This window comes from Palleronia rufa (assembly GCF_000743715.1).
GTDB lineage: Bacteria > Pseudomonadota > Alphaproteobacteria > Rhodobacterales > Rhodobacteraceae > Palleronia > Palleronia rufa.
Genome location: NZ_JQEY01000001.1, coordinates 124,374 through 149,209 on the forward strand (window position 1 = coordinate 124,374; position 24,836 = coordinate 149,209).

The 24,836-nt window shown below is 64.4% G+C and carries 21 protein-coding genes; 13 read left to right on the forward strand and 8 right to left on the reverse strand.

The window, feature by feature from the left end; all coding sequences use genetic code 11:
• Positions 1-10 precede the first annotated feature (10 nt).
• From KW83_RS00560 to KW83_RS00580, 5 genes are all read right to left on the reverse strand, one after another.
• Positions 11-598, reverse strand: a complete 588-nt coding sequence (locus tag KW83_RS00560) for an acyl-homoserine-lactone synthase (protein WP_051928072.1) — start codon at positions 596-598, stop codon at positions 11-13.
• 88 nt (positions 599-686) lie between these two features.
• On the reverse strand, positions 687-1,400 hold the full coding sequence (locus KW83_RS00565) for a helix-turn-helix transcriptional regulator (RefSeq protein ID WP_036173024.1): 714 nt from the start codon (positions 1,398-1,400) through the stop codon (positions 687-689).
• On the reverse strand, positions 1,372-1,560 hold the full coding sequence (locus KW83_RS00570; RefSeq protein WP_036173027.1) for a hypothetical protein: 189 nt from the start codon (positions 1,558-1,560) through the stop codon (positions 1,372-1,374). Before KW83_RS00570 ends, KW83_RS00565 begins: the two co-directional genes overlap by 29 nt.
• A gap of 163 nt (positions 1,561-1,723) precedes the next feature.
• Positions 1,724-3,001: a crotonyl-CoA carboxylase/reductase gene (ccrA, locus tag KW83_RS00575; protein WP_036173031.1), complete on the reverse strand. Its 1,278-nt coding sequence runs from the start codon at positions 2,999-3,001 to the stop codon at positions 1,724-1,726.
• A gap of 103 nt (positions 3,002-3,104) precedes the next feature.
• On the reverse strand, positions 3,105-4,475 hold the full coding sequence (locus tag KW83_RS00580) for a 1-acyl-sn-glycerol-3-phosphate acyltransferase (RefSeq protein ID WP_036173034.1): 1,371 nt from the start codon (positions 4,473-4,475) through the stop codon (positions 3,105-3,107).
• Between the two features lie 145 nt (positions 4,476-4,620).
• On the opposite strand from KW83_RS00580, the gene KW83_RS00585 reads away from it, so the two are divergent.
• From KW83_RS00585 to KW83_RS00595, 3 genes are all read left to right on the forward strand, one after another.
• Complete coding sequence (locus KW83_RS00585) at positions 4,621-6,588, forward strand: methylmalonyl-CoA mutase family protein (RefSeq protein ID WP_036173037.1); 1,968 nt, start codon at positions 4,621-4,623, stop codon at positions 6,586-6,588.
• Between the two features lie 112 nt (positions 6,589-6,700).
• Complete coding sequence (locus KW83_RS00590; RefSeq protein ID WP_081904389.1) at positions 6,701-7,012, forward strand: H-NS histone family protein; 312 nt, start codon at positions 6,701-6,703, stop codon at positions 7,010-7,012.
• A 505-nt stretch (positions 7,013-7,517) separates the two neighbouring features.
• Positions 7,518-8,450, forward strand: coding sequence for an IS5 family transposase (locus KW83_RS00595; RefSeq protein WP_036173044.1), 933 nt, complete (start codon positions 7,518-7,520; stop codon positions 8,448-8,450).
• 386 nt (positions 8,451-8,836) lie between these two features.
• On the opposite strand, the gene KW83_RS00600 is transcribed toward KW83_RS00595, so the two are convergent.
• Both KW83_RS00600 and KW83_RS00605 read right to left on the reverse strand, forming a co-directional pair.
• On the reverse strand, positions 8,837-9,253 hold the full coding sequence (locus tag KW83_RS00600) for a hypothetical protein (RefSeq protein WP_036173047.1): 417 nt from the start codon (positions 9,251-9,253) through the stop codon (positions 8,837-8,839).
• A 183-nt stretch (positions 9,254-9,436) separates the two neighbouring features.
• Positions 9,437-11,890, reverse strand: coding sequence for a ParB/RepB/Spo0J family partition protein (locus KW83_RS00605; protein WP_200879636.1), 2,454 nt, complete (start codon positions 11,888-11,890; stop codon positions 9,437-9,439).
• Between the two features lie 181 nt (positions 11,891-12,071).
• Between KW83_RS00605 and KW83_RS00610 the strand changes: the two genes are divergently transcribed.
• Both KW83_RS00610 and KW83_RS00615 read left to right on the forward strand, forming a co-directional pair.
• Complete coding sequence (locus KW83_RS00610; protein ID WP_036173056.1) at positions 12,072-13,868, forward strand: ATP-dependent nuclease; 1,797 nt, start codon at positions 12,072-12,074, stop codon at positions 13,866-13,868.
• Positions 13,869-13,879: 11 nt separating this feature from the next.
• A complete protein-coding gene (locus tag KW83_RS00615; RefSeq protein WP_036173060.1) occupies positions 13,880-15,703 on the forward strand; it encodes a UvrD-helicase domain-containing protein in 1,824 nt (607 codons plus the stop codon).
• A gap of 305 nt (positions 15,704-16,008) precedes the next feature.
• Here the strand turns inward: KW83_RS00615 and KW83_RS20840 are convergent, their stop codons facing one another.
• Complete coding sequence (locus KW83_RS20840; RefSeq protein WP_161785430.1) at positions 16,009-16,152, reverse strand: hypothetical protein; 144 nt, start codon at positions 16,150-16,152, stop codon at positions 16,009-16,011.
• A 50-nt stretch (positions 16,153-16,202) separates the two neighbouring features.
• On the opposite strand from KW83_RS20840, the gene KW83_RS00620 reads away from it, so the two are divergent.
• The 8 genes from KW83_RS00620 (at position 16,203) to KW83_RS00655 (ending at position 24,821) form a co-directional block, all read left to right on the forward strand.
• Positions 16,203-17,135, forward strand: a complete 933-nt coding sequence (locus tag KW83_RS00620; RefSeq protein ID WP_036173063.1) for an IS5 family transposase — start codon at positions 16,203-16,205, stop codon at positions 17,133-17,135.
• 208 nt (positions 17,136-17,343) lie between these two features.
• Positions 17,344-18,870: a glycosyltransferase family 39 protein gene (locus KW83_RS00625; RefSeq protein ID WP_036173065.1), complete on the forward strand. Its 1,527-nt coding sequence runs from the start codon at positions 17,344-17,346 to the stop codon at positions 18,868-18,870.
• The gene (locus KW83_RS00630) at positions 18,839-20,350 is read left to right on the forward strand and encodes a UbiA family prenyltransferase (protein ID WP_235191333.1); all 1,512 of its coding nucleotides are present in this window, start codon (positions 18,839-18,841) and stop codon (positions 20,348-20,350) included. Before KW83_RS00625 ends, KW83_RS00630 begins: the two co-directional genes overlap by 32 nt.
• 55 nt (positions 20,351-20,405) lie before the next feature.
• Complete coding sequence (locus KW83_RS00635) at positions 20,406-21,428, forward strand: NAD-dependent epimerase/dehydratase family protein (RefSeq protein ID WP_036173068.1); 1,023 nt, start codon at positions 20,406-20,408, stop codon at positions 21,426-21,428.
• 33 nt (positions 21,429-21,461) lie between these two features.
• Entirely contained in the window at positions 21,462-21,797 is a 336-nt protein-coding gene (locus KW83_RS00640) for a DMT family transporter (RefSeq protein ID WP_036173071.1), read from the forward strand.
• A 4-nt stretch (positions 21,798-21,801) separates the two neighbouring features.
• Positions 21,802-22,170 (forward strand): hypothetical protein, encoded by a 369-nt coding sequence (locus tag KW83_RS00645; RefSeq protein ID WP_036173074.1) that lies wholly within the window; start codon positions 21,802-21,804, stop codon positions 22,168-22,170.
• Positions 22,171-22,241: 71 nt separating this feature from the next.
• Positions 22,242-23,735, forward strand: coding sequence for a GMC family oxidoreductase N-terminal domain-containing protein (locus tag KW83_RS00650; protein WP_200879637.1), 1,494 nt, complete (start codon positions 22,242-22,244; stop codon positions 23,733-23,735).
• Between the two features lie 30 nt (positions 23,736-23,765).
• The gene (locus KW83_RS00655; RefSeq protein WP_036173076.1) at positions 23,766-24,821 is read left to right on the forward strand and encodes an NAD-dependent epimerase/dehydratase family protein; all 1,056 of its coding nucleotides are present in this window, start codon (positions 23,766-23,768) and stop codon (positions 24,819-24,821) included.
• Positions 24,822-24,836: the final 15 nt, after the last annotated feature.

The following is a 24,836-nucleotide window of genomic DNA, read 5'->3' on the forward strand; positions in this document are numbered from 1 at the left end:
GTCGAGCCGATCAGGCAGCGCGCCGCATGGGAACGCGGTCTTCGGCGGCACGCGCCGCAAGCCCGGCGCGCAGCGCGGGATCGAAGTCGAAATACCCCAGGCAGAGCGCGCCTTTGCCCTCTCCCAGCGTCGAAACCAGCGTCGTGGGCGTCCCGAGCCGCTGGTAGACGCGCATCATCCGGGCGTCGAACACGCCGTAGGCCCCCTTGAGTCCGCGCGACAGGCCCAAGTCCAGCACGCCCAGAAAAAGTTCGGCCGAAACGGTCGCGGGCGCATCGGGCGCGATGCAGAAACGGGTGCATTCCAGCGTTCCGGGATCGGCGAAACCGGCGGGAGCGAGAGGGGCAAAATGCTCCGCCGTCATGGTGCGCCCCATGGTCGGCAGCAAACGGAGCGACCCGCGGTGGCGTCCGTCCGCGCCGGTGGAAACGAGATAGAGCGGCCCGATGGCGTCGTACTGGTCGATCTCGCGCCCGGCGATGTCGACCGCCAGCGGCCATCCCAGGCGGTTGACGAACTGCGTGGCGCGGTGGCGGAACATCTCGTCCCGGAGGGCGGGTTGGCTGTCGATCTGAGCGCCGTCGAAGATCCGGATCATGTGGTTTCCCCTGTCTTGGTGGACAGAGGGAGACCCGGCCGCGGTTAACGCCCAAGGTGGGCTGCGTACGCTCCGTTAACGTTTTACCCTACGGCGACAGCAGACCCAGGGACATGGCGCGCGCAACCGCGTGGACCGTGTTGGCCGCGCTCAGCTTCAGTCGCGCATTCTCGATGTAGACCCTTAGCGTATGCTCGGAGATCCCCAGATAATTGGCAGCCTGCGCCCGGTTCATGCCGACCGCCAGAAGGTTCAGCGCGTCCCGTTCGCGCGGCGACAGATCGCCGACGGACGATGTCTTGGTGTCGTCCACCAGATCCAGGGCCTTCTGATTGACGTAGTGAGAGATCAGGATCACATCTCCCAGAAGCTCATCGATCTTCAGCTTCCAGTCCTTCGGCTTCGCCGCATGGCTGATCGAAAAGACCGAGAATTGGCCGTCCGGACCGCGCAGCGGCAGCGACAGGCCATTGCTGCCCACCCCCGCGTCTATGGCATCGGCCATCAGCGTGGAGGCCCTGCGCCCGCTCCAGTCGAGCGATTCCCAGTGAACCGGCCCATAGGTGCTGAGACATCCGCGGACCACCGGATCGATGCGGGTCAGCGCTTCCTTGGCGTAGTGGGTCTGCCACGCGTCCGAATAGGACGCCACGGCGTATTCGCGGCTGGGATGATTGACCGCGTGATAGACGATGTGGTCGGTCTCAAGTATGTCCCTCAGGTTGAGGACCGTGGTCGCAAAGCTGGCGCGATCCGTCGCGCCGGAAAGTGAATCAATTGCTGTTTCCAAGCGTGAGCGCATGAATATTCTGTCCCGCACGGGAGGTCATCGCCGGCTCGATCATCGCGAAGCGCGCGATCACCGCCGCTTCGGAGAGCTTGCCGGCAAGTTCCTCCATCCCGTTCAACTCAGCAAACGATTTGAGATCCTTGAGTACGTGAAGCATCCAGTCGTTCTGCATGGGAGTAGCCTTCGACATGAAAGGTTAATGATTGGTTAACTAGCGGTTGACTGGTTCATATTGCCTCAAACTCTCTCCAAAATTCTCCTCGCCAATTTTGGGGAAGTCCAAAACGAGAACGGCCCGCCATGGCGGGCCGTCGGCTGTTTCTGGCGGGGCGAACCTACCTGCGCGCCTCGATCGCATCCTCGACGGTCCGCAGGCCGGTCTTGGGCGCCGACACCAGACACGCCATGTTGCCGGGCTTGTGCTGGTTTTGGCGCATTTTCGTGTGGGCGGCCGGAACGTCCTTCCACAGGAACACCTCTGACATGCAGGGGTCGAGCCGGCGTTCGACCATCAGCTTGTTGGCAGAGGCGGCCTGCTTGAGATGGGCGAAGTGAGAGCCCTGGATGCGCTTCTGGTGCATCCAGATGTAGCGCGCGTCCATGGTCAGGTTGTAGCCCGTGGTGCCCGCGCAGATGACGACCATGCCGCCCTTCTTGCACACGAAAGTCGAGACCGGAAAAGTGGCCTCGCCGGGATGCTCGAACACCATGTCGACGTTCTGGCCCTTGCCGGTGATGTCCCAGATCGCCTTGCCGAACTTGCGAACCTCGTTGAACCAGGTTTTGTATTCGTCGGTATTGACGGTGGGCAGCTGACCCCAGCAGTCGAAATCCTTGCGGTTGATGACGCCTTTCGCGCCCAGCCCCATGACGAAGTCGCGCTTGTCCTCCTCCGAGATCACCCCGATGGCATTGGCGCCGGCGGTGTTGATCAACTGGATTGCGTAGGAGCCAAGGCCCCCCGACGCGCCCCAGACCAGCACGTTCTGGCCGGGCTTCAGCTCATGCGGATGGTGTCCGAAAAGCATCCGGTAGGCGGTCGCAAGCGTCAGTGTGTAGCATGCCGACTCTTCCCAGGTCAGGTGTTTGGGGCGCGGCATGAGCTGCTGCGACTGGACGCAGGTGAACTGCGCAAAGGAGCCGTCCGGCGTTTCATAGCCCCAGATCCGCTGGGAGGGCGAGAACATCGGATCGCCGCCGTTGCATTCCTCGTCATCGCCATTGTCCTGGTTGCAATGGATGACCACCTCATCGCCGACCTTCCAGCGGGTGACCTTTTCTCCCACGGCCCAGACGATGCCCGAGGCATCGGATCCGGCGATGTGATACGGGGCCTTGTGGACGTCGAACATGCTGATCGGGATGCCGAGCCCGGCCCAGATGCCATTGTAGTTCACCCCGGCCGCCATCACCAGCACCAGCACTTCATGGCTGTCCGGGGTCGGGACGTCCACCACCTCCAGCTGGAACGCCTGGTCGGGTTCGCCCTGCCGCTCGCGGCGGATCGTCCAGGCGTGCATCTTCCCGGGCACATGGCCGAGTGGCGGGATCTCCCCGACGTCGTACAGATCCTTGACCTCGGCCTTGCTCATCGTGTCGGCATCCATCGGCATATCTTGCCCTCCGTCTCTGCCGCAGTGCGGCACCGTTCTGCTTGCCCCGGATTATGGGGCGGCGGGCAATATTGCAATAGCACGATGGGCGATATCGGTAACTTTATGTCCCGACGAGCGGCGGCGGCCTGTCTGCCTCCTGCGATGCAGCATCGCTTTCCGGAACCGATGCCGCGTAGAACGGAAGAACCTTTCCGGCGCGGTCCGCCAGCGCGATTTCGCCGTCGCGGACGGTCACCAGCCGCCGAAGCTGCAGCATGTGAAGCGTGCGCTCCACCGCACCCTCCGGCAGCAGCACGTAGACGCCCTGCCCCGCCAGCGCGCGCGCCCGGATCCCGACCCATTCGTGCAACGCGCTGCGCGAGGTCACGCCGTCGAGCAGTGCCGCGGCCACCAGGGGGCCAGGCAGCACCGGAACGCCGTCGCGGATGCGCGCCATCAACTCCCGTGCCAGCCCCTTCACGTCGCCCGGCGCGACGGAGGACAGCGACAGCGGCGTTCCGAACGTCACGGCCGCCCAGCCGAAGCGGCGCACCCGCCCGAAGACCCGCCGCCACAACCAGCGCAGCACGAAGGCCGTGCCGGTCCGAAAGGAGCCGCGGAACCGACGCTCTCCCGACCGGCCCGCGTCGATCAGCACGTTGTCCTCAAGCACCCGGTCGTAGTTCAGAGACACCGGGACGAAAACGATCTCGCGTTCGGTTTCCACCTCCGAGATGTAGCTCAGCAAGCCCAGCTTTGCCGGACCGACGCGCCCGTCCAGCGACAGACCGCCCTCCGGAAAGATCGCCTGCGTCACGCCGCCCGACACCGCCATCTGCACGTAGCGCGCCAGCACCCGGCGATAGAGCGGGTTGCGCGACCGGCGGCGGATGAAATACGCCCCCATGGCCCGCAGAAGCCGGGATACCGGCCAGATCCGCGCCCATTCCCCCACCGCATAGGCCAGGGCCGAACGCTCGGCCGCCAGATAGGTGACCAGCACGTAGTCCATGTTCGATCGGTGATTCATCACGAAGACAACCGTGGCATCCTTCGGTATCGCGGCCAGCCCCGCCTCATCGACGCGCGCCAGATGAACGTCGTAGAGCCGGGTGGAAAGCCAGCGCGCCGCCCGGATAGCGAAGCCGAAATAGGCGGAGGCGCTGAACGAAGGTACGATCTCGCGCGCGTAGAAGCGGGCTTCGGTATGGACGACATCTTCGCGGATGCCGGTCGCGCGCGCATGGTCCTGAACCGCCTGCAGGACCGCCGGATCGTAGCTGAGCCGCAGGATCATGTCCTGCCGGCGGAGCAGCTTGAACGGCTGGATGGGTTGCGCCAGCCTCTGGTTCAGGCGCGCCACCGCCTTTTCCAGTCGCCGCCGGAGGAACCAGCGCACCGGAGGAATGAACACGTGGCTGAGCGCTGTCACCGCGGCGAACAGAAGGATCAGCCAGAACAGCCAGAATGGAAGGGTCACCGGATCGAACATCGCATAACCTGTGGCGAAAGGCGCCGGGTTTGGAAAGCCTTTCGCCGTGCCGCCGATGCGAAACCGTCTTCGCTCTCGCAGCATCTGGACACGAAACATTGTTGCGCGTATCACGCCTCGGAACGAAGTTTCGAAAAGGCCAACGATGTCCGAGCGCCCCACCAAAGACCGCCCCTGGCTATTCCGCACCTATGCGGGCCACTCCACCGCCACCGCGTCCAACGCGCTCTATCGGGGCAACCTTGCCAAGGGTCAGACCGGACTGTCGGTGGCCTTCGACCTGCCGACCCAGACGGGATATGACAGCGACCACGAACTGGCCCGCGGAGAGGTCGGCAAGGTCGGCGTGCCCGTCGCCCATCTGGGCGATATGCGGATGCTCTTTCAGGACATTCCGCTGGAGCAGATGAACACCTCGATGACGATCAACGCTACGGCGCCCTGGCTCCTCGCGCTCTATATCGCCGTGGCAGAAGAGCAGGGCGCGGACGTCGCTGCGTTGCAGGGTACGGTCCAGAACGACATCATCAAGGAATACCTGAGCCGCGGCACCTATATCTGCCCGCCGGAACCGTCCCTTCGGATGATCACGGATGTCGCGGCCTATACGCGCGAACACCTGCCCCGCTGGAACCCGATGAATGTCTGCTCCTACCATTTGCAGGAGGCCGGGGCGACGCCCGAGCAGGAACTTGCCTTCGCGCTTGCCACCGCCACGGCCGTCCTGGACGATCTCCGGCGCAAGGTCGATCCGGACGACTTCCCCGAAATGGTCGGGCGGATTTCATTTTTCGTGAACGCAGGCATCCGTTTCGTCACCGAACTGTGCAAGATGCGTGCCTTCGTCGATCTCTGGGATGAGATCTGCCGAGAGCGCTACGGCGTGGACGAAGAGAAATACCGTCGTTTCCGCTACGGCGTGCAGGTAAATTCTCTCGGGCTGACCGAGCAGCAGCCCGAAAACAACGTCTATCGCATCCTGATAGAAATGCTGGCCGTCACCCTGTCCAGAAACGCCCGTGCCCGCGCCGTTCAGCTTCCTGCCTGGAACGAGGCGCTGGGCCTGCCACGCCCGTGGGATCAGCAATGGTCGCTCAGAATGCAACAGATCCTGGCTTTCGAGACCGACCTTCTGGAATACGACGATCTATTCGACGGCAATCCGGCGATCGAACGAAAGGTCGGACAGCTGAAAGAAAGCGCCCGGGCCGAACTCGCGCAGATCGACGCCATGGGCGGTGCGGTGGGCGCGATCGAATACATGAAATCGCGTCTGGTGGAGTCCAACGGAACGCGCATTCTGGGGATCGAGGGCGGAAGCACGCCGGTGATCGGCGTCAATCGCTATCGGGACGGAGAGCCGTCGCCTCTGACCTCGGGGCCGGAGGCGATCATGGTCGCGGACCCGGCGGCGGAGGCTGATCAGATCGACCGCCTGACCCAATGGCGCGCGGCCCGCGATCAGCCCCGGGTCGACGCAGCTCTGGAGGCCCTGCGGCAGGCGGCGCGGGACGGCTCGAACATCATGCCGCCCTCCATAGCGGCCGCCAGGGCCGGCGCCACGACCGGTGAATGGGGAGAGATGATCCGCAAGGCCTTCGGGCAGTATCGTGGCCCGACAGGCGTGTCTGCGGCGCCTTCGAACCGGGTTCAGGAGCTCGACGCCGTCCGCGAACGCGTCGATGCCGTGTCGGCCCGGCTCGGCCGCAGGCTGAGCTTCATGGTCGGCAAACCGGGGCTGGACGGTCATTCGAACGGCGCCGAACAGATCGCGGCGCGCGCGCGCGATTGCGGAATGCAGATCAGCTATGAGGGAATTCGGCTGACCCCCGCCGAAATCGTCGAGCGGGTAAAGGCAGAGGCGCCGCATGTGCTGGGGTTGTCGATTCTGTCCGGCAGTCATGTATCGTTGGTCGGCGATCTCATGGCTCGTTTGCGGGAAGAGGGCCTTGACGTGCCGGTCGTGGTCGGCGGCATTATCCCGGAAGCCGACGCGCGCCTTCTGGCAGGCAAGGGTGTCGCGCGGATTTACACGCCGAAGGATTTCGAGATGACCAGGATCATGGATGACATCGTGACATTGGCCGATCCGGAGTCGATCGCCGCCCAATAGGCGATGGAACGGCACTATTGCCGGTGCACGTTTTAGGCCCCGTTCCCATTGCCAGCCGTCTGTTTTGTTCATATGGCTAATTCCAGCGAATCAATGAATGAGGAACGAGCCCTTGGCAAAGAACATCGACAACATGTCCCGTGAAGAATTGCTCAGCCTGCGTCAGGACATTGACAAGGCCCTTGGGTCTCTCGAAGAGCGTCGTCGGGCGGACGCGCGCGCGGCTGCGGAAAAGGCAGCCCGGGAGCATGGCTTTTCTCTGGATGAGATCATCGCCGCGCAGAAGAAGTCGGGAAAGAAAAATCCGCCGAAATATCGCAACCCCGAGGATCCCCGGCAGACGTGGTCCGGTCGCGGACGTCAGCCGGCCTGGATCAAGGATGCCCTGAACGAAGGCAAATCTCTCGACGCTTTCGAGATCTGAAAGTTTAATACGGACGGGATCCATTCTCTGGGCCGAATGACGGCGATTTTCAAACTGTCGGTATCGATTTGCAATGTCCGTCGGACCGCCGGCAGAACAAGTCGGTGCCCGGCCCTGATCTGACTACGCCAGCCAACACGCAGACCTCATGTTTTGCAAGCGTCTGCAGTACGCGGCTTGTTTCCGGGACGCCTGAAGCTCTGGCAGGGCCGCGGTCGGGGTCACCCTCTGGCCGATGCCGTCCACGGCGGTTCCGTTTGGCGGCATTGTCGACGGGGCGCGGAACCGGAGTTTCGCGATGGGCCGGTCGCTCGCGGTCATCGGCGGTGACGCGGCTCTCCGCGAGTATGTCGACGGCGTGGCGAAGCACGGCGGCCATGGTCTGGGATCGCGGCGTTGGTGAATAGCCGCGATCTGCCCCCTTCCGAAAGGGTCGGCACGGCTTTGTTGCGCAAAGACTGGGTGAGGGATTCATCTCGTGAATCCAGCGTGGTAGCTGTCCTGCATGAGCAGACCGATCCCGCCGAGCTACAAGACAAAGAACTGGCCGGCCTACAACGAAGCGCTGAAGCAGCGTGGTTCCCTGACGATCTGGTTCGATCCGGACATGGTCTGGGTGCCGCCGCCGACCGGCAAGCGAGGCCGGCAGCCGTTATATAGCGACGCCGCGATCCAGGCATGCCTGACGATGAAAGTCCTTTTCGGCATGGCGCTCCGACAGACGACCGGGTTCATTGAAAGCCTCCTGCGCCTGGTCGGCCTCGACTGGGCGGTGCCCGACTTCAGCACACTGAGCCGGCGCCAGAAGRCCTTGTCCGTGACTATTCCCTACCGCGGCTCAGATGGGCCGCTGAACCTGTTGRTCGAYAGCACCGGSATCAAGGTCMGMGGGGARGGCGAGTGGCATGCCCGCAAGCATGGCGGTGCCCGCCGGCGCGTTTGGCGCAAGGTTCATCTGGGTATCGACGAAGCGACGATGGAGGTCCGGGCCGTCGAGATCACCGGCAGCCATGTTGGCGATGCGCCCGTGTTGCCGGACTTGATCGGTCAGATCCCTGCGGACGAGCAGATCGGCTCGGTCACGGCCGACGGCGCCTACGATACCCGCCGTTGTCACGATGCGATTGCCGATCGCGGTGCCCATGCCGTCATTCCGCCCCGTCGGAACGCGCGGCCATGGAAGCCGGACACCGCAGGCGCCATGGCCAGAAACGAGGCCGTGCGGGCGTCGAAGTACCTGGGCCGATCCCTCTGGCGACGCCTGACCGGATACCACCGCCGCAGCCGCGTCGAGACGAAGATGCATTGCATGAAACTACTGGGGCAGCGCCTCATGGCGCGGGATTTCGAGCGACAGGTCGCCGAGCTCCAGGTCCGCATCGCCGTGCTCAACCGTTATACCGCACTCGGAATCCCCGTCACGAAACCCGTAGGATAAGTCCGTCAGGGGAAAGGGGCAGTCCGCCCGGCAGCCGGGCCGTGCAACAAAGCCCTCGATCTGGACTCGGTGAGTCCACCGGAGCTTTCTGCCGGTTGGGAGCCTGAAATCGTGATCTTCGCGGCGAACGGGGACCACGCGTGAAAAAAGCTGAATGCGAACAGGCTGTCCGGCATTTGTGCCATCAATGGCGGAAAGAATCTGGCTTTTCGTCCACTCCGGCAGACCAGTTGAGCTTCGGCAGCTTCCTGTCATGGGTCCAGCAGAATTATTCATCTTACCTTGATTTCCGCACCACCACCTCCGTCTCTTATGACGTGGAGATGTGGTTTGACGATGAATTCAAACAGAACTGGCGAAGGTAGGATCAGCATCGCGCGACACGGCTAACCCGAGAGCTGGCCGACGCCCGTCGCCAGGCGCATCCATGCCGCGATGCCGACGCATCCGCCGCCGACGATGCAGAAGATTTGCCGCCAGATTTCGGACGGCACGGCTTCCTTGGTGATGCCATGGACCAATGCATAACCGGCCACGGCGGCGGGCGCGGCGAAGACAAGCGCCACGATCAGGCGGATGATAGGTGTGCGGATCGTCTCGAACAGCACGGCCAGGATGCCGAAGGCGACGCCTGCGGAGAACAGCCCGACCAGCCCCGCGCCGATCAGGCCGGAGCCGGTCTGGTAGGCGAACTGCGCGGCGGCCAGCCCGACGAAGAAGGGTAGCGCGTAAATGGCGAGCGTGTAGGCGAGAAGGCAGAGAAGCGCGACCAGCGCAACGCTCATGAACATGACGGCGACCATGATTTTGTTCCTTTGACTTTGCAGCACCGCCTTTCGCGCAGTCGTCAACACCGTCGCTGCGCATCTTTATGGTGCCGTTATCGTTCCAAACTGTCGAGGTCATCCGGCCGCGCGGGGAAGCCGCGCGGCCGCGATTTTTGGGGGCGGAAGACCGGGACCGCTTGCGCGACCCCGGCCCACCTTTCATTCCGCCGCGACGGGGAAAGCCTCGTCCTCCGTGGCCTCGGCGCTCTCGGCGTCCGGCATGTCCTCGGCCAAGGCGGAAGCCTTCGGCTGCTCGTCGGCCAGCCATGCGGGCCGTTCAGTGCGCAGCACGGGCGGCAGCCAGCCGGTTCCGGCCAGAAGCCGCTCGGCGGCTTCCGCCATTTCCGGCTTCTTCCTGTCCGCTATCCGCTCCGCCGCCTCGTCGCCAAGGGCATCGCGCACGGCGGCGAGGATTTGCGCCTTGGTGACACGCCCGAGATAGGCCCGAACCGTGGGCGTCCAGTGCGCCGTCATGTCGAGCGCCACCGCCGTCGCCAGCCTGTCGGCGGTGGCGAGCGCATGGCGCTTGTGGGTTTCCCACGGCTGCTTGACGGCATTGACGGTCAGCGAAGCGCAATGCGCGAACAGGGCCATGACGCTGGCATGATCCAGTCCGGCGATGAAGCCCCAAAGGTCCGCCACGTCGCGCGGCATGTCTGCCGCCCATCCGGCATGGCGATCCTCCAATGCCTTCGCCGCCGCCGTGTCCTCGATCCCGTCCGCGTGGCTGGCGAGGTAGCTGCTCGTCGGGCGGATTTCGAGGCAATGGGCATCCCCGCCACCGCGATAGAAGGTCTGCGCGGCAAGCGCATGGGTGACGGCGATTAGCGCCATGTCCGGCTGCTCGCCAAGGGCGAGACGCAGGGCAAGGGTGCAATGCGCAGTCAGGTCGCGGATGAGCGAGTCCGACAGCGGCTTGCCGTCTTCCTCCGCATCCTCGTCCTCGGGCTCGAGCGCGGAAACATGGTTCCCGTCCTCGTCATGCTCGCCATCGTCCATGACTTCGCCATGGGCGTTGACGCGCACCCCGTCGATGACGGTGCTGCCGTCCTCCGCGTCGGGTTCCTCCGGTTCCGGGGCTTCGTCCTCGGGGCGGATGAACCCGCGCTCGATCCGGGCTTCTCCGTCATGGTTCAGAACCACGAACACGCCAGCGCGCGCGATCTCGTCGGCCTCATAGGCATGACGCTTGCCGTCGATCCGCTCGATTTCGGCTTCAAGCTCCGCGAAGCGCTGATCCACTTCCGGCGGCAGGTCCACGTCCGCGTCCTCCCATTCCGCCGACAGGCGTTCAAGTTCCTCCTGCGCGGCGTCGTAGGCGGCTTTGTCTTCTTCCGAAAGCTCCACCGGCTGCGGATAGGTGCGGCGCAGTCCATGGGCGTGGGGCCAGTCGATATGGGGCGAAACCCATTTCCATCCCTCGGCTTCCTGAACCTGCGCCGCGATGCCTTCCAGCTTGTCGAGGGCCAGTCGGTCGAGCAACGCGGCATCCTCGTAGAAGCCGCCGCGATCCTCGGTGAACAGGTCGCGGATGATGGTGCCGCCCGCCTCCGAATAGGCTTCCGCGCCGACAAGGATCGCGCGCCGGTCGGTTGCCGCCACGTTGCTGGCGGTCAGGTCGCGGCGAATGATCCACGGCTCGCGGTTGTAGGACAGGTTTTCGTAAACCTGTTCCTGCCGGGCATGGTCCTCGGTAATGGCGAAGGCCATCAACTGATCCAAGGTCAGATCGCCGTCACGATAGACCTGCATCAGCTTGGGGCTGATCGCGCCAAGGCGAAGCCGCTGTTTCACCACATGCGCGGTGAAGCCGAAGCGGGCCGCGATTTCCTCCGCGCCCCATCCGCGCGTTTCCGCAAGCTCGCGGAAGCGCTCGAACTGGTCGGCGGGGTGGAGGTCTTCGCGGGTCACGTTCTCGTCAAGGCTGATCTCGGCGGGATCGTTCGCCGTGTCGATGACGCAGCGGACGGGCTCGGTCCGCTTGATCTCCTTGCGCTTGGCGCGCAGCAACTGCGCCAGCCTGCGGCCTTCGCCGACACTCACCAGATAGCAGCCGGTCGGCTCGCCCTCCGCATCAGTTTCCGGCTCCACCACCAGATTTTGCAGGATGCCCTTGGCGGCGATGCTCGCCGCCTTCGCCTCGATGGACGCCTCGCTGTGCGGGGTCTTCCGGGCGTTCTGCGGGTGCTTCTTGAGCTTGTTGAGCGGGATGAAGACCGTTTCGCCATGTTCGGGAACGGTCGGGGTCTGTGTCTTCGTCGTCATGGTCTTTCCTTTCATGGGCTCGGGTTGGAGCGCAGCGCTGCGCTGCAACCCTGCCCGTCGGCGAGACCGGGGGGTGCAAGGTGCAAGGGCGGACGGGCGGAGGGGGATCACCCGGCCTGCACAAGCGGATCGAAGTCGTGACGAAGGTGCGATGCTGGCATCCGCGCGGAAGGTCGGGGATACCGCCCGGCCGCCCTTGTGCCGCGCCAGGGGGCAGCGCCCCCAAGCAACCGGCCCGGCCAGAGCAAAGCGGCGGCCGGGTGTATGAACAGGATCAGGATGTGGGAAACCGGAAAGCCGAAGGCCCTGACACACTGATCGCCGCATAATGCCGGGCGAGGTCTTCACGTGACCATGCGGAAGTGCCTCGTCCGCGCAGCAAGTCCGCTTCGCCTTGCAACTGAGATTTAGGCTCAGTCCTTTCTAAGCACCGTGAAATCGAATATCGAAATGATACGGCGGGTCGTGGGCAAACAAGGAAGAAATGCCTGAGTGGGGCGAGCGACTTTGCCATGTTTGGGGGCGAGCAATGAAAATCTACTCTGTGGCCATCGAGAACTTTCGTGGCATCCGCACGGCTACAATCGTGTTGCCCGATCATGCGGTGCTCATCGGTGACAACAATACGGGAAAGTCGTCGGTGATCGAGGCCATCGACCTAGTTCTGGGACCGGATCGCCTCAACCGTCGTCCACCCGTGGATGAGCATGATTTCTGGCAGGGTCGTTATGTCGCCGCCGTGCCGGAGGGCGAGAACGCCGTCGAGGGCGATGCTCCCAAGATCAGGATTAACGTCACTATCGTTCATCTCTCCATCGAACAGCAGGCGCGGTTCGGCGGACATATCGAGTGGCTGAACGTCGAGACCGGCGATCTTTATGCAGAGGCTAACCCAGCAGGTGTCGATGCCGCCGCAATCGTGGCAGCGTTGCGTGTAACATTCATTGGCGAATACAACTTCGATGAGGATGATTTCGACGGCAACACCTACTACACGCGCAGTCTCACGGAGGACGATCCCCCAGCGACCTTCTCAAAGAAGGACAAGCAGCATTGCGGGTTCCTCTATCTGCGCTCGCTCAGGACCGGATCACGCGCTCTCAGCCTCGAACATGGCAGCCTGCTCGACATTATCCTGCGCCTAAAGGAAATCCGGCCGCAGATGTGGGAAGCAACCATCGCGACGCTCGCGGGCTTTGACGTGGCGAGTGACCCGGAGCTGGGGATTTCCGGCGTCTTGGAAAGTATCAACACGTCTTTGAAAAAATATGTCCCGCAAGAATGGGGAGCGAAGCCGCACCTCAAAGTATCCAGCCTCACCCGTGAGCATCTGCGCAAGGTCGTGACCGCGTTCATAGCCACGGGCAACGGCGACCATGCGGCACCGTTCTACCGACAGGGCACGGGCACCATCAACATGCTGGTGCTGGCGATGCTTTCGCAAATTGCCGAGGACAAGCAGAACGTGATCTTCGCTATGGAGGAGGTCGAGACCGCGATCCCGCCCTATGCGCAGAAGCGCATCGTGCATGAGCTACGCAAGCTCTCCGCGCAGTCGATCATCACCTCCCACTCTCCCTATGTGCTGGAGGAGTTCGGGCTGGAGCAAACCGTAATTTTGGCGCGTTCCGACGGCGGCGACCTCAGCCAAGCGAAGATCGCGCTGCCTGACAGCGTGAAACACAAGCGCTATCGCCAGGAGTTCCGCACACGTTTCTGCGAAGGGCTGCTCGCCCGGCGGGTGCTGATCGCAGAGGGGGCGACCGAGGCGACCGCCTTTCCGGCAGCGGCGCGCCGGCTAGCGGAGTTGAACCCGGCAATCTATTCATCTCTGGAAGCGTTGGGGCTGTGCATCATCGACGCCGGTAGCGAAAGCCAGATTGCCGATCTGGCATTGCTTTACCGACGTCTTGGTAAGCGGACCTTCGCGGTTTGCGATAAGCAGACCGATGCCGCCAAAGGAGCTATCGAGGCGCAAGTTGAGCATCTTTTCATGCACGAGGAAAAGGGTATCGAGGATCTGGTGCTGAACAACACAACGGCGGCCGCGCTTGGGCGGTTCGCAGAGATGCTAGATTGGCCGCCGCATCTACTCGCGCAATATCCTGACCCCAAAGCTCAAGCTGTCGCCGCTCTTAAGGCATATTTTGGCTGGTCCAAGGGAAATTGGGGAATTGCGGAGTTTCTCGCCCAATGCACGGAGGCGGAGATTCCGCAATGGATACGCGATGCCTGCATCGAACTGCGCAAGCGATGCGATCCTCCGCCGGCGCCGCCGGCGGCGGGCGCTAATGGTGGCGACCTGTTCGCTGACATTTTTGGCTAGAGTGCTCTGCTATGGTCGAGTTGACGAAGGCCCAACAGGATGTGCTTGCCACGGACGGCTATCAACTCGTCACCGGCGGCCCCGGATCGGGCAAGACCACGGTTTCTATCCTCAAGGCAGCGAAAATCGCGCGTGAGGCATTGCGACCGGAGCAACGTATCCTTTTTCTCAGCTTCGCCCGTGCAACCGTATCCCGCGTCCTGGAGGCCATGGATGAGGAAAGCCGGATTTCACGAGACGAAAAGCGACGTATTGAGGTGGACACCTACCATGCGTTCTTCTGGCGCATCCTCAAGACGCACGGCTATCTCGTAGGCTTTCCGCGCCGGCTGGCGATCCTGACACCACCTAACGAGGCCATCGCCCTATCGGCGGTGCGGAGTGGCTACAAGGCCAACTCCAAGCTCAGTGACGCGGAGAAGGCCGAAAAGAAAGCGCGCGAAGAGGCTGAACGGAACCGTCTGGCGAAGGAGGAAGGCCGGGTCTGTTTCGATCTTTTCGCCGACCGGGTTGCGACGTTGCTGCATGGTTCGGCGAAGGTTCGGACACTGATCTCAACCATGTATCCATTTATCATCCTCGATGAGTTTCAGGACACTAGCGCGGATCAATGGCGCGTAGTCCAGGCGCTTGGCGCGAACAGCACACTAATCGCACTGGCTGATCCCGAGCAGCGGATATTCGACTTCATCGGTGCTGACCCCGAACGCTTGGATCATTTTCGCGCCGCGTTTCACCCCTCAGAACATGACCTAGCCGGAGACAACCACCGCAGCAAAGGCACCGAAATCGCCCTGTTCGGTAACGATGTCCTGAGCGGGAAATTCCGGCAAAGCAACTACAGTGGCATCGCTTTTCAGGGGTTTAAATCGAACCAGAACCAAGCCTTTGCTAGCTTGGTTGGTCATGTGCTCCAAGCACGCAAGCGTCTGATAGACAGCGGCAAACCTAATTGGTCGCTCGCGATCCTTGTGCCTACGAAGAAGATGACCCGGTTGGTGTCGGATGTGTTGCGCGAGCCCTTTGGGCAGGTGCCAGCAATCGGACATACGGCGGCCGTTGATATGGATGGGCCGATTCTCGCGGCGGAGATCGTAGCCTTCCTGCTTCAACAGGGGCGTCATGCCGGCCATTTCGACGAATTCTTGGACCTGCTCTGTAGTTACTACCATGGCCGGGGTGGCGCAGCGCCGACAGCGGGCGATCTGACGGAAGCGGCGCGTCTCAATGCAGCGCTCGGGAAATGGAATCAGTGCTTGGCAGTGGGGAAGGCACCTCCCAAAAACTCCGTGCTGAACGCGACTGCCGCGGTTTATGCGACCGCCCTAGATGTTGGCCTGACCGGCGATCCTGACCGCGATTGGGCTGCGATCCGCGCGGCGTTGGAGGCCGGCGGTTGTGCGAGATTGCGGGCGATAGCTGGAGACGTTCGCAACGTCCGCCTGCTCGAGCGCGGCACCCAGCTTCGGCAGGGCTTAACTCAAGATTGGCGAGATACCGGCGGCTATCTCAATGCTCTTGCCATCACGCGGCAATCCTTTGTGCAGGAGCATTTTGCCACGGCGCACAAGCCGGAAACCGGCGTGGTGGTGATGAATATGCACAAGGCCAAGGGGAAGCAATTCGATGAGGTCATCATCTTCGAGGGATGGCCAAGGCGTGCAAAAGGCAAGGTCGTGGCCAACTTCGACCGGATCGTGCGTGAGAATATTGCTGCCGGGCCGATGATGCAGGCTCGACAGAATTTCCGCGTCAGCGTTACACGCGCAAAGCTACGCACCACAATCCTCACGCCGGAGGATGATCCTTGTGTGTTGCTCACGGCATCTGGATAGGTCGCCGGGCTATTTTAGAGGGTCATGGAGGGCTATAGAGTAAACGTAGTTCTCATCGCTATCCCGCGTGCCCCGCCACTAACATCCTGATCTACATAGTTTGTTGGGTAGTTAGCCGCTTGGGTCGTGATTGGCTCCGACGTCCGAAACCTGTCATACTATGACGACTTTGTGCATCGCCGCGTGCACCGGCTATGCCATGTCACCATGCAATCTGGCCTTGAAGCCCGCTAATTCGAGCCCGCCGCAAACGACGAAGCCCCGCCGTTCCGGGCGGGGCTTCGAGCCGAGGTGTCGATGTGCCATCAGAGACCGACGTTGCCGTCGGCATTCGCGATCTTCTGCTGCTTTTGTGAGAGATACCGGAAGTAGTAGCGTTCCGTCGTCACCACCGATCCGTGACCGATATACTTCTGCACCCGGTAGACCGACCAGCGGCTCTGTTGCACAAATCCGGTGAGGGATTCATGTCGTGAGTCCAGCGTGGTAGCTGGACGACATGAGCAGACCCACACCGCCAACCTACAAGACCAAGAACTGGCCGGCCTATAATGAAGCGCTCAAGCGCCGTGGCTCGCTGACGATCTGGTTTGACCCAGAGATGATCTGGGATGCTGCGCCGACCGGCAAACGCGGCCGACAGCCAACCTACAGCGATACCGCCATCCAGACATGCCTGACGATGAAGGTTCTGTTTGGCATGGCGTTGCGCCAGACGACCGGGTTCGTCGAGAGCCTGTTGCGTCTGATCGGTTTGAACTGGGCGGTGCCCGACTTCAGCACGCTATCGCGCCGCCAGAAAACGCTGGCCGTGAACATCCCGTATCGTGGCTCCAACGGCCCAGTGCATCTCCTGATCGATAGCACSGGCATCAAGGTCGAGGGTGAAGGCGAGTGGAACGCACGCAAGCATGGTGGGCCCAAGCGGCGGGTTTGGCGCAAGATCCATCTTGGGATCGACGAMCAAACGCTGGAGGTTCGGGCGCTCGAGATTACCGGAAGCCACATCGGTGATGCGCCGGTGATGCCCGATCTGCTCAACCARATTCCGGCGGACGAGGCGATCGGCAGCGTCACTGCAGACGGTGCCTATGATACCCGCAAATGCCACGACGCCATCGCTGACCGCGGGGCGAATGCCGTCATCCCACCCCGCAAGAACGCCAAGCCGTGGAAGACCGTCACTGCGGGTGCCGTGGCCAGAAACGAGGCCCTGCGAGCTTCGAAATATCTCGGTCGMGCGATCTGGCGAAACTGGAGCGGATACCACCGCCGAAGCCGCGTCGAAACCAAGATGCACTGCGTTAAATTGCTGGGGCAGCGCCTCATGGCGCGGGACTTCGACCGACAAGTCGCGGAAGTCCAGGTCCGCATCGCCGTCATGAACGGCTACACCGCCCTTGGCATCCCTGTCACAGAGGCCGTGGGATGAATCCGTCCGGGGAAAGGGGAATCTCGGGTATTAAAAGCTTTGTGCAACAGAGCCCCGTCAAACCGTAGGAGCAAACGGCTAGGCCGTGCGACATCATTCGTTTGGATTAAGCGCATTTGGGGCGTGCGGATATGCCTTTGGGCGATTGCGGCACAGAGCCCCTAGCCTCATTCTCGCAGGCGTCCCAGGAACGCATGGAGGACGGCTGATGTCGGCCGATTACAGTGTGCAACGGCAAGACGCGCTCTTTCCGAAGGGTGTCTGGCCCGTGTTTCTGCTGGGCCTGATTCTCTACGTCGCTGGAACGTGGCAGGGAATCGGGCTGCGCCCGGATTCGGTCATCTATCTCAGCTTCTGGGACGAGGGGCGCCAGCAGGGACCGGTCTACAGCATGCTGATCGACCTCGCCGCCCAGCTGGGCGGCGACCGGGTGGTTCTGGCGCGGCTGGTCAATCTGGGGCTGCTGCTGCTGAACCTCTCGCTCTTCGCCCATATCCTGGTCGCGGCCAGGGTCCGCACCGTGCCGATGATCGCGGGAATGGTCGCACTGCTGTTCCTGCCGCAGTTCCTCTATGTCCATCAGACCGTCCTGTCGGAGCCTCTGGCGCTGGCGCTTCTTCTGGGGGCGCTGATCTTCACCGCGCGGGTGATGGAGACCGGCTCCTGGACGGCGCTCGTCCTGGCCGCGGTGCTGACGGCGCTGGCGCTGCTGACGCGGTTCTCCTCCGCGCCCCTGATCGGCGCCTGCGCCCTGGCGATCCTGGTTTACGGGCGGGAGCCGCTGAGCGCCAGGCTGATCCAGTCGGTCGTCTACGGCACCATCTCCAGCGGGGCGTTCCTGGCCTGGGTGGCGGTGGACCGGATCATGGGTGGGGCCGGGGTGGACCGGAAGTTCGCCCTTCTGGGAGAGCCGGACCTGTCCACCCTGATGAACGCCGTGACCACCGTGGCCACGTTCTTTCTGCCGGCCGCCCTGCCGATGGCGATCCTGGCCGGAACCGTCACCCTGTTCCTGGCGGCGATCGTGCTGTGCATGGTGGCCGCGTTCCTGCCCGCCCGGCCCGGGCTGTCGCAGCCCGCACCTGCGATCGTGCGGCTGTCGATGCTCTTCGTGCCGCTCTATCTGGCCTTTGTCGTCTTCACGCTCTTCGTGGAATACGGTCTCACGGTCCATTCCCGCTACATCCTGCCGGTCTATGCCATGGTCCTGTTTTCCGCGCTCGCCCTTTTCGGCGACCGCGATTTCGCCCGTGCGCAGCCGCGCCTTGCCAGGGCATTCGTGGCCGCGGTGATCGCCGTTGCCGCGCTCAACGTCGTACGCGGCACCGAATCGTCCTATGAGCTGATGGTCGACGGCAACTACTACCAGTCTGAGGACTGGCGCCAGTCGCCGACCCTGGCGCGGGTCAGGGACCTGCCCCCTGAGACGAAGATCTATTCCGACGGTCCGGACGCCATCCGGATCATCGCCCGCCGCAGGGCCGATTTCTGGCCGCGCCACTACGACAGCCGGACCGGCCTGCCCCACCCAGACTACCCCTACGACGGCCAGATGGCGACGATCCGCGAAGAGCTCGCCCGGGGCGAGGCCGTCGTGGTCGCCTTCGACGGGGTCGACTGGCGCAAATATCTGGCCACGGAACAGGAGATGATCGACACCCTCGATCTCAACGCGCTCTTCGATGAGGAAGACGGACGGATCTATGGGAATGGCGATGTCCTGTCCGGCAGATAACGCCCCCGCACGGACCTCCGGCGCCCTCGCCGTCGATCTGGACGGGACCCTGATCCGCACGGACCTGCTGTTCGAGAGCTTCTGGGCTGCCGTCGCACATTCGCCCTTCGCGGCCCTCAGGGCCACGGGGGCGCTGCGGCACGGACGTGCAGCGCTGAAATCGGAACTGGCCGGCTGCGCCCCCCTGCGGGTAGAGGATCTGCCCTACAACCAGGACGTGCTGGACGTTGTTCGCGCCCACCGCGCCGGTGGCGGCACGACGGCCCTCGTCACGGCGGCCGATCGCGGCCTGGCGCAGAGAGTCTCGGCGCATCTCGGACTTTTCGATGAGGTCCACGGCTCCGGTGACGGGGTCAATCTCAAAGGCGCGCAGAAGGCGGAGTTCCTGGCCTCCCACTATGGCGAGGACGCCTTTGACTACATCGGCGACTCGCGCGCCGATTTGCCGGTCTGGGCCCGCGCGCGTCGATCCTACGTGGTCGACGGCGCCTCCCGCGTGCGCGGCCTCCCGCACGGCGACGCGCCGGGGGGCCTTGCCACCGGTCTGTCGCGCCCCCGGCTCGGGGCACTGGTCCGGGCCATGCGGCCGCACCAATGGTCGAAGAACGTGCTGGTGTTCCTGCCGGCCCTGGCCGCCCACGCCACCAGCACCCAGCAATGGCTCCTGTCGGCGGTGGCCTTCGTCGCGTTCTGCCTGCTGGCGTCCGGCGTCTACCTGCTGAACGACCTGCTGGACCTGGCATCCGACCGGAGCCATCCGCGCAAGCGGTTCCGCCCGTTCGCCTCGGGCGCGCTGCCTCTCGCCGTCGGCACGGCGTTCGCCCCGGGGCTGATGGCGACGGCCCTGCTGCTGAGCTGGCTTGCCGGGGGCCTTCCGCTGCTGACCATGGCGTTGATCTACGTGGCCCTGTCCACCGCCTACTCGATCTACCTCAAGCGCAAGATCATCCTCGACATTTGCGTTCTGGCCGGGCTCTACACGATCCGCATCGTCACCGGGTCGGTGGCCACGGGACTTGCCACTTCGGTCTGGCTGCTCGGGTTCTCGATGTTCTTCTTCCTGGGTCTCGCGGCGGTGAAGCGCCATTCCGAGATCGTGCTGAAGGCATCGACGGAGACCGGGGAGATCAAGGGCCGCGCCTATCTCACAGAAGATCTGCACATGGTCGCGTCCATCGCGATCTCGGCCAGCTTCTCTGCGGTGCTGCTGTTCGCGCTCTACATCAACACCCGGACGGCCGCGGCCCTCTATCCGTTCAGCGAGGCGCTCTGGCTGGTGGCCCCGGTCCTCATCTACTGGTCCAGCCGGATGGTCGGAATCGCCCAGCGCGGACTGATCCACGATGATCCCATTGTCTTCGCGTTTCGCGACACGGTCAGCCGGATCTGCTTTGTGATCGTGCTGGCACTGTTCGTTGTCGCCACGGTGGGCGCCCCCCCGGGGTCGCTGGAATGGCTGAACATCGAAGCGCTGGACTAGCCGGCATGTCTTTCAATCCCGCCCGCAAGGGGCAATCCGAAGGTAAGGAAACACTATGCACTTGGTGACAGGAGGATCCGGCTACGTGGGCTCGGCCATCGTGCGCGGACTGCTCGCGCGCCAGCAAAGGGTCCGGGTCCTGGATCTGTGGCGCTCGCCGGACCTTCCCGAAGAGGTCGAGTATGTCGAGGCCGACATCAACGATGCGCCCGCCGTCCGCCGGGCGATGCAGGGGGTGGAATACGTCCATCACAACGTCGCGCTGGTGCCCATCGCCAAGGCCGGCGAGCGGTTCTGGAAGGTCAATGTCGACGGAACCCGGGTGGCGCTGGAGGCCGCGCGCGCCGAAGGCGTGCGGATGTTCGCCAATATGTCCTCCAGCGCGGTGTTCGGCCGGCCCCGGGCGCTGCCGGTGACGCTGGACACCCCGCGTGAGCCCATCGAGATCTACGGCCGCGCCAAGAAGGCCGCCGAGGATCTGGTTCTGGAGGCGGGAGAGGCCGGCCTGCCCGTCGCCAGCATCCGCCCCCGCACCGTGATCGGCACCGGGCGGCTGGGGATCTTCCAGATCCTGTTCGACTGGATCAAGGACGGGGCGAACGTCTTCGTGCTGGGGTCCGGGGCCAATGAGCTGCAATTCGTGCAGATGGACGATCTGGCCGCCGTCAGCGTCCTGGCCTGTCTGAAGGAACAGCCCGGTCTCTATAATGTCGGCACCGACCGCTACGGAACGCTGCGCGGTGACCTGGAGGCGCTTTGCGCCCATGCCGGGACCGGCTCGAAGGTCAAGAGCCTGCCCGCCGGACCGACCGTCGGCACCCTGCGGCTTCTGGACAAGATGGGCCTGTCGCCGCTGGGTCCCTACCACTACATGACCTATCACAAACCGCTCTATTTCGACTCCGCCCATGTCACCGACCGGCTGGGCTGGACCCCGCGCTTCAGCAACCAGGACATGCTGAAGGACAGCTACGACTGGTACGTGGCGAATTACGACGCCAAGGCGGCCTCCGGCACCTCCGCCCACAAGAGTCCCGTCAAGCAGGGCGCCCTGCGCCTGATGAAGAGGCTGACATGAGCGGTCGCATTGCCGGTCCCGGGAGGTCCGCGCATGGCCGCTGAGTGGATCTTCCTCGCGCTGGCCGCGACCCTCAACATGGCCGCCAATGTCGTGCTGCGCTACACTGGCGAAAGCCAGGCGGCGGGGGTTGCGGTGTTCGGATCGGTGCTCTTCCTGGTCGCGGTGGGGCTCTTCGGGATGAACCTTCTGGCCTATATGCAGGCGCTCAAGAAGATCCCCCTGTCGGTCGCCTATCCCATGCTGGTCGGGTTCAGCACCTTCGGACTCGCGCTCGCCTCTTCGGTGATCTTCGATGAGCGTGTGACCGCAGAGCGTTTCGTGGGCTACCTGCTCCTGGTGGCCGCCCTCTACTTCATCAGCAGGTAGGCCGATGCTGCAACGCGTCCTTCGACCCATCGTCGCGGAATTCCAGCCTGACTGGCCGGTGCTTTCCGCCGCCGACCGCGCCACCGTGAGGGAGGCGTCGCTCTCTGACACGGTGCGGGCGATCCGTGGGGCACCGCCGCATTTCCGCGCGGCGGTGACGCTGCTGGCGCTGGCCGCGGCGGCGGCCATGGCGGTCCGCGGAACGGCGGCGGGATTGGGCGGGCCGTTCCGGTCGTTTGAGCGTCTGGTCCGGTCGCTGACGCTCCTGTCGGTGTTCGAGCACCCGGCCGTGAAGGACGCGCTGCGGGTCGAGCGGGGCCCCGACCGGCAGGCGCGGATGCGCGCCCTCCGCGCCGACGGGGTCCTGCGATGAGAGGCGGGGCCAGGCCGGCGGGACCGGCCGGGTCGGGCTGGGCGCCGCACCGCATCGGGGGCCCTGCGACGTTGTCCTGCGACGTGCTGGTGATCGGCTCCGGCGCGGGCGGCGCCAGCGTGGCCGCGACATTGGTCGAAGCCGGACGGGATGTGCTGATGCTGGACGAGGGCGCGCATCTCGACGCGGCCCACGCACCGGCCAGCGTGCCGGAGTCCTTCCGCCGGATGTGGCGCGGCAGCGGGATCCTGGCCGCCCTCGGCACGCCGCCTGTGGCCTATGCCGAAGGCCGCTGCGTCGGCGGCGGGACAGAGATCAACAGCGCCATCTTCCAGCGCGCGCCGGACACGCTTCTGGACGACTGGGCGAAGAGATACCGCATCGCGGAGTTCGGGGCGGCCGCGCTCGGTCCCTATTACGATCGCGCGGCCAAGGTGGTGAACGCGACGCCCCCGCCCCCCGATGCCGGGCTGCCGACGGATATCCTGCGGCGCGGCGGCGCGGCGCTCGGCTGGAAGGTGGTCGAGCTGGACCGCGGCACGCGGCGCTGCGTCGGCACCAACTACTGCTCCCTCGGCTGCCCCACGGGCGGCAAGCAATCCATGACCGCCACGCAGATCCCCGACGCCCTGTCCGGTGGCCTGCGGCTCATCGCCGACTGCCGCGCCGCGCGCCTGCGCCTGCGCGGCGGCCGGGTCGTGGAGGTGACCGCGCAGGCGCGCGGCGCGGACGGGCGCCGGCACCGGGTGGTCCTGCGCCCGCGGGAGGTCTTCGTCTGCGCGGGCGCGATCCACAGCCCCGCGCTGTTGCGCCGCAGCGGCCTGACCCGCTGCGTGGGCGACACCTTGCGCCTGCATCCGACCCTGAAGGCGACGGCGCTCTTCGATGAGGTGTTGGACGCCCACGACGCGCGCCTGCCGCTGACCGCGATTTCCGAATTCATGCCGGACCGGCGGATCGGCGGGTCGGTGACGCAACCGGGCCTGCTGGCCATGTCCCTGGCAGAGGACTGGGCGGAGCGGTCCTGGCTCATGCCCGAATGGCGCCGCTGCGGCCAGTATTACACCATGATCCGCGCCGCGGGGACCGGCACGGTGCGGCCCCTGCCACTCTCGGCCGAGCCCCTGGTGCGCTACGCCCTGACCGAGAGCGACTGGACGCAGCTTGCCAGGGGCGCGACGGAACTGGCCCGGGTGATGTTCGCGGCGGGCGCACGGCACGTCTATCCGTCCATCGCCGGACATCCCGGCTGGGCCAGCCCAGAGGAGGTCCTGGCCCAGGCCGACGCGCCCCTGCCGAGAACCCGGACCAGCCTGATGACCATTCACCTTTTCTCCAGCCTGCCGCCGGGCGAGCGTTCCGACGGTGTGGCGACCGACTCCTTCGGCCGCGTGTCGGGGGTTGAGAACCTCAGGATCGCGGATGCCAGCCAGATCCCGGAAGCACCGGGCGTGAACCCGCAGGCGACGGTCATGGCCATGGCGTACCGCAACGCTGAGGCGTTTCTGGCGGCCTCCGGGACAAAGACGCGCCGAACGGCCTTCCGCGAACGCAGCGCCGCCTGACCCGCTCCCAATCCCCATCAAGGACCTGCAATGACACTGGATCGTTTTCCCCGCATTATCGTCACCGGCGCGAATGGCTGGCTGGGACGGCGCGTGGTCCGGGCCCTGACCCTGGGGCTCGACTGGCCCGGGCTGCGCGGTTTCGCCGGCAGCGCGGTGCGCGGCTTCGTTCCCGCCGGTGAGGACGTGTCCGACCTGTCCGGACTGGGTGCGGAGATCGTGCGCGGCGATCTGCGCGACCCGGACGCGGTGACCAACCTGATGGACGGAGCAGAGGGCGCGGCGGTGATCCACCTTGCCGGTGTGATCCATCCCGGCAAGGTACGCGACTTCGACGCGATCAACCATCTGGGCACGCGCGCCGTCCTCGACGCCGCCACCCGGGCCGGATGCGCGCGCATGGTCGTCATGTCCTCCAATTCTCCGTTCGGCGCGAACCGGACGCCGGAGGGGCGTTTCGACGAAACCAGCCCCTACAACCCCTACATGGGCTACGGCCGGTCCAAGCGCCGGATGGAGGACATGCTGCGCGGGTCCATGGATGCGGCCGGCGCGCCGGAGATCGTCATCTGCCGCGCGCCGTGGTTTTACGGGCCGGGCCAGCCACCCCGGCAAACGCAATTCTTTACCATGATCAAGGACGGCAAGTTCCCGATCCTGGGGTCCGGGGACAACCGCCGGTCCATGGGATACGTGGACTCACTGGCGCTGGGGCTGCTTTTGGCGGCGGAGATTCCGCGCGCGGCGGCGCAGACCTACTGGATCGCCGATGAGCGCCCCTATCCCATGACAGAGATCGTGGCGACCGTGCGCGACGTTCTCCGGGACGATTTCGGGATGCGGGTGTCGGACCGGTCGCTGCGCGTGCCCGGCATCGTGGCGGACATGGCACGGGTCGCCGACGCCGGGCTGCAGGGCCTCGGTCTCTACCATCAGAAGATTCACGTGCTGTCGGAGATGAACCTGACCATCGCCTGCGACATATCCAAGGCGCAGAGAGACCTGGGGTACGAGCCGCTGGTCGAGCTGCGCGAAGGGATGCGCAGGAGCGTGGCTTGGTGCCTGGAGCAGGGCCATGACATCTGACGCACCGGCATCCAG

Bases quoted from the DNA above. Each gene is read 5' to 3' on its own strand.
- KW83_RS00560 (WP_051928072.1), bottom strand. From the start codon at position 598: ATGATCCGGATCTTCGACGGCGCTCAGATCGACAGCCAACCCGCCCTC.
- KW83_RS00565 (WP_036173024.1), bottom strand. From the start codon at position 1,400: ATGCGCTCACGCTTGGAAACAGCAATTGATTCACTTTCCGGCGCGACG.
- KW83_RS00570 (WP_036173027.1), bottom strand. From the start codon at position 1,560: ATGCAGAACGACTGGATGCTTCACGTACTCAAGGATCTCAAATCGTTT.
- ccrA (WP_036173031.1), bottom strand. From the start codon at position 3,001: ATGCCGATGGATGCCGACACGATGAGCAAGGCCGAGGTCAAGGATCTG.
- KW83_RS00580 (WP_036173034.1), bottom strand. From the start codon at position 4,475: ATGTTCGATCCGGTGACCCTTCCATTCTGGCTGTTCTGGCTGATCCTT.
- KW83_RS00585 (WP_036173037.1), top strand. From the start codon at position 4,621: ATGTCCGAGCGCCCCACCAAAGACCGCCCCTGGCTATTCCGCACCTAT.
- KW83_RS00600 (WP_036173047.1), bottom strand. From the start codon at position 9,253: ATGGTCGCCGTCATGTTCATGAGCGTTGCGCTGGTCGCGCTTCTCTGC.
- KW83_RS00610 (WP_036173056.1), top strand. From the start codon at position 12,072: ATGAAAATCTACTCTGTGGCCATCGAGAACTTTCGTGGCATCCGCACG.
- KW83_RS00615 (WP_036173060.1), top strand. From the start codon at position 13,880: ATGGTCGAGTTGACGAAGGCCCAACAGGATGTGCTTGCCACGGACGGC.
- KW83_RS00625 (WP_036173065.1), top strand. From the start codon at position 17,344: ATGTCGGCCGATTACAGTGTGCAACGGCAAGACGCGCTCTTTCCGAAG.
- KW83_RS00630 (WP_235191333.1), top strand. From the start codon at position 18,839: ATGGGAATGGCGATGTCCTGTCCGGCAGATAACGCCCCCGCACGGACC.
- KW83_RS00635 (WP_036173068.1), top strand. From the start codon at position 20,406: ATGCACTTGGTGACAGGAGGATCCGGCTACGTGGGCTCGGCCATCGTG.
- KW83_RS00640 (WP_036173071.1), top strand. From the start codon at position 21,462: ATGGCCGCTGAGTGGATCTTCCTCGCGCTGGCCGCGACCCTCAACATG.
- KW83_RS00645 (WP_036173074.1), top strand. From the start codon at position 21,802: ATGCTGCAACGCGTCCTTCGACCCATCGTCGCGGAATTCCAGCCTGAC.
- KW83_RS00655 (WP_036173076.1), top strand. From the start codon at position 23,766: ATGACACTGGATCGTTTTCCCCGCATTATCGTCACCGGCGCGAATGGC.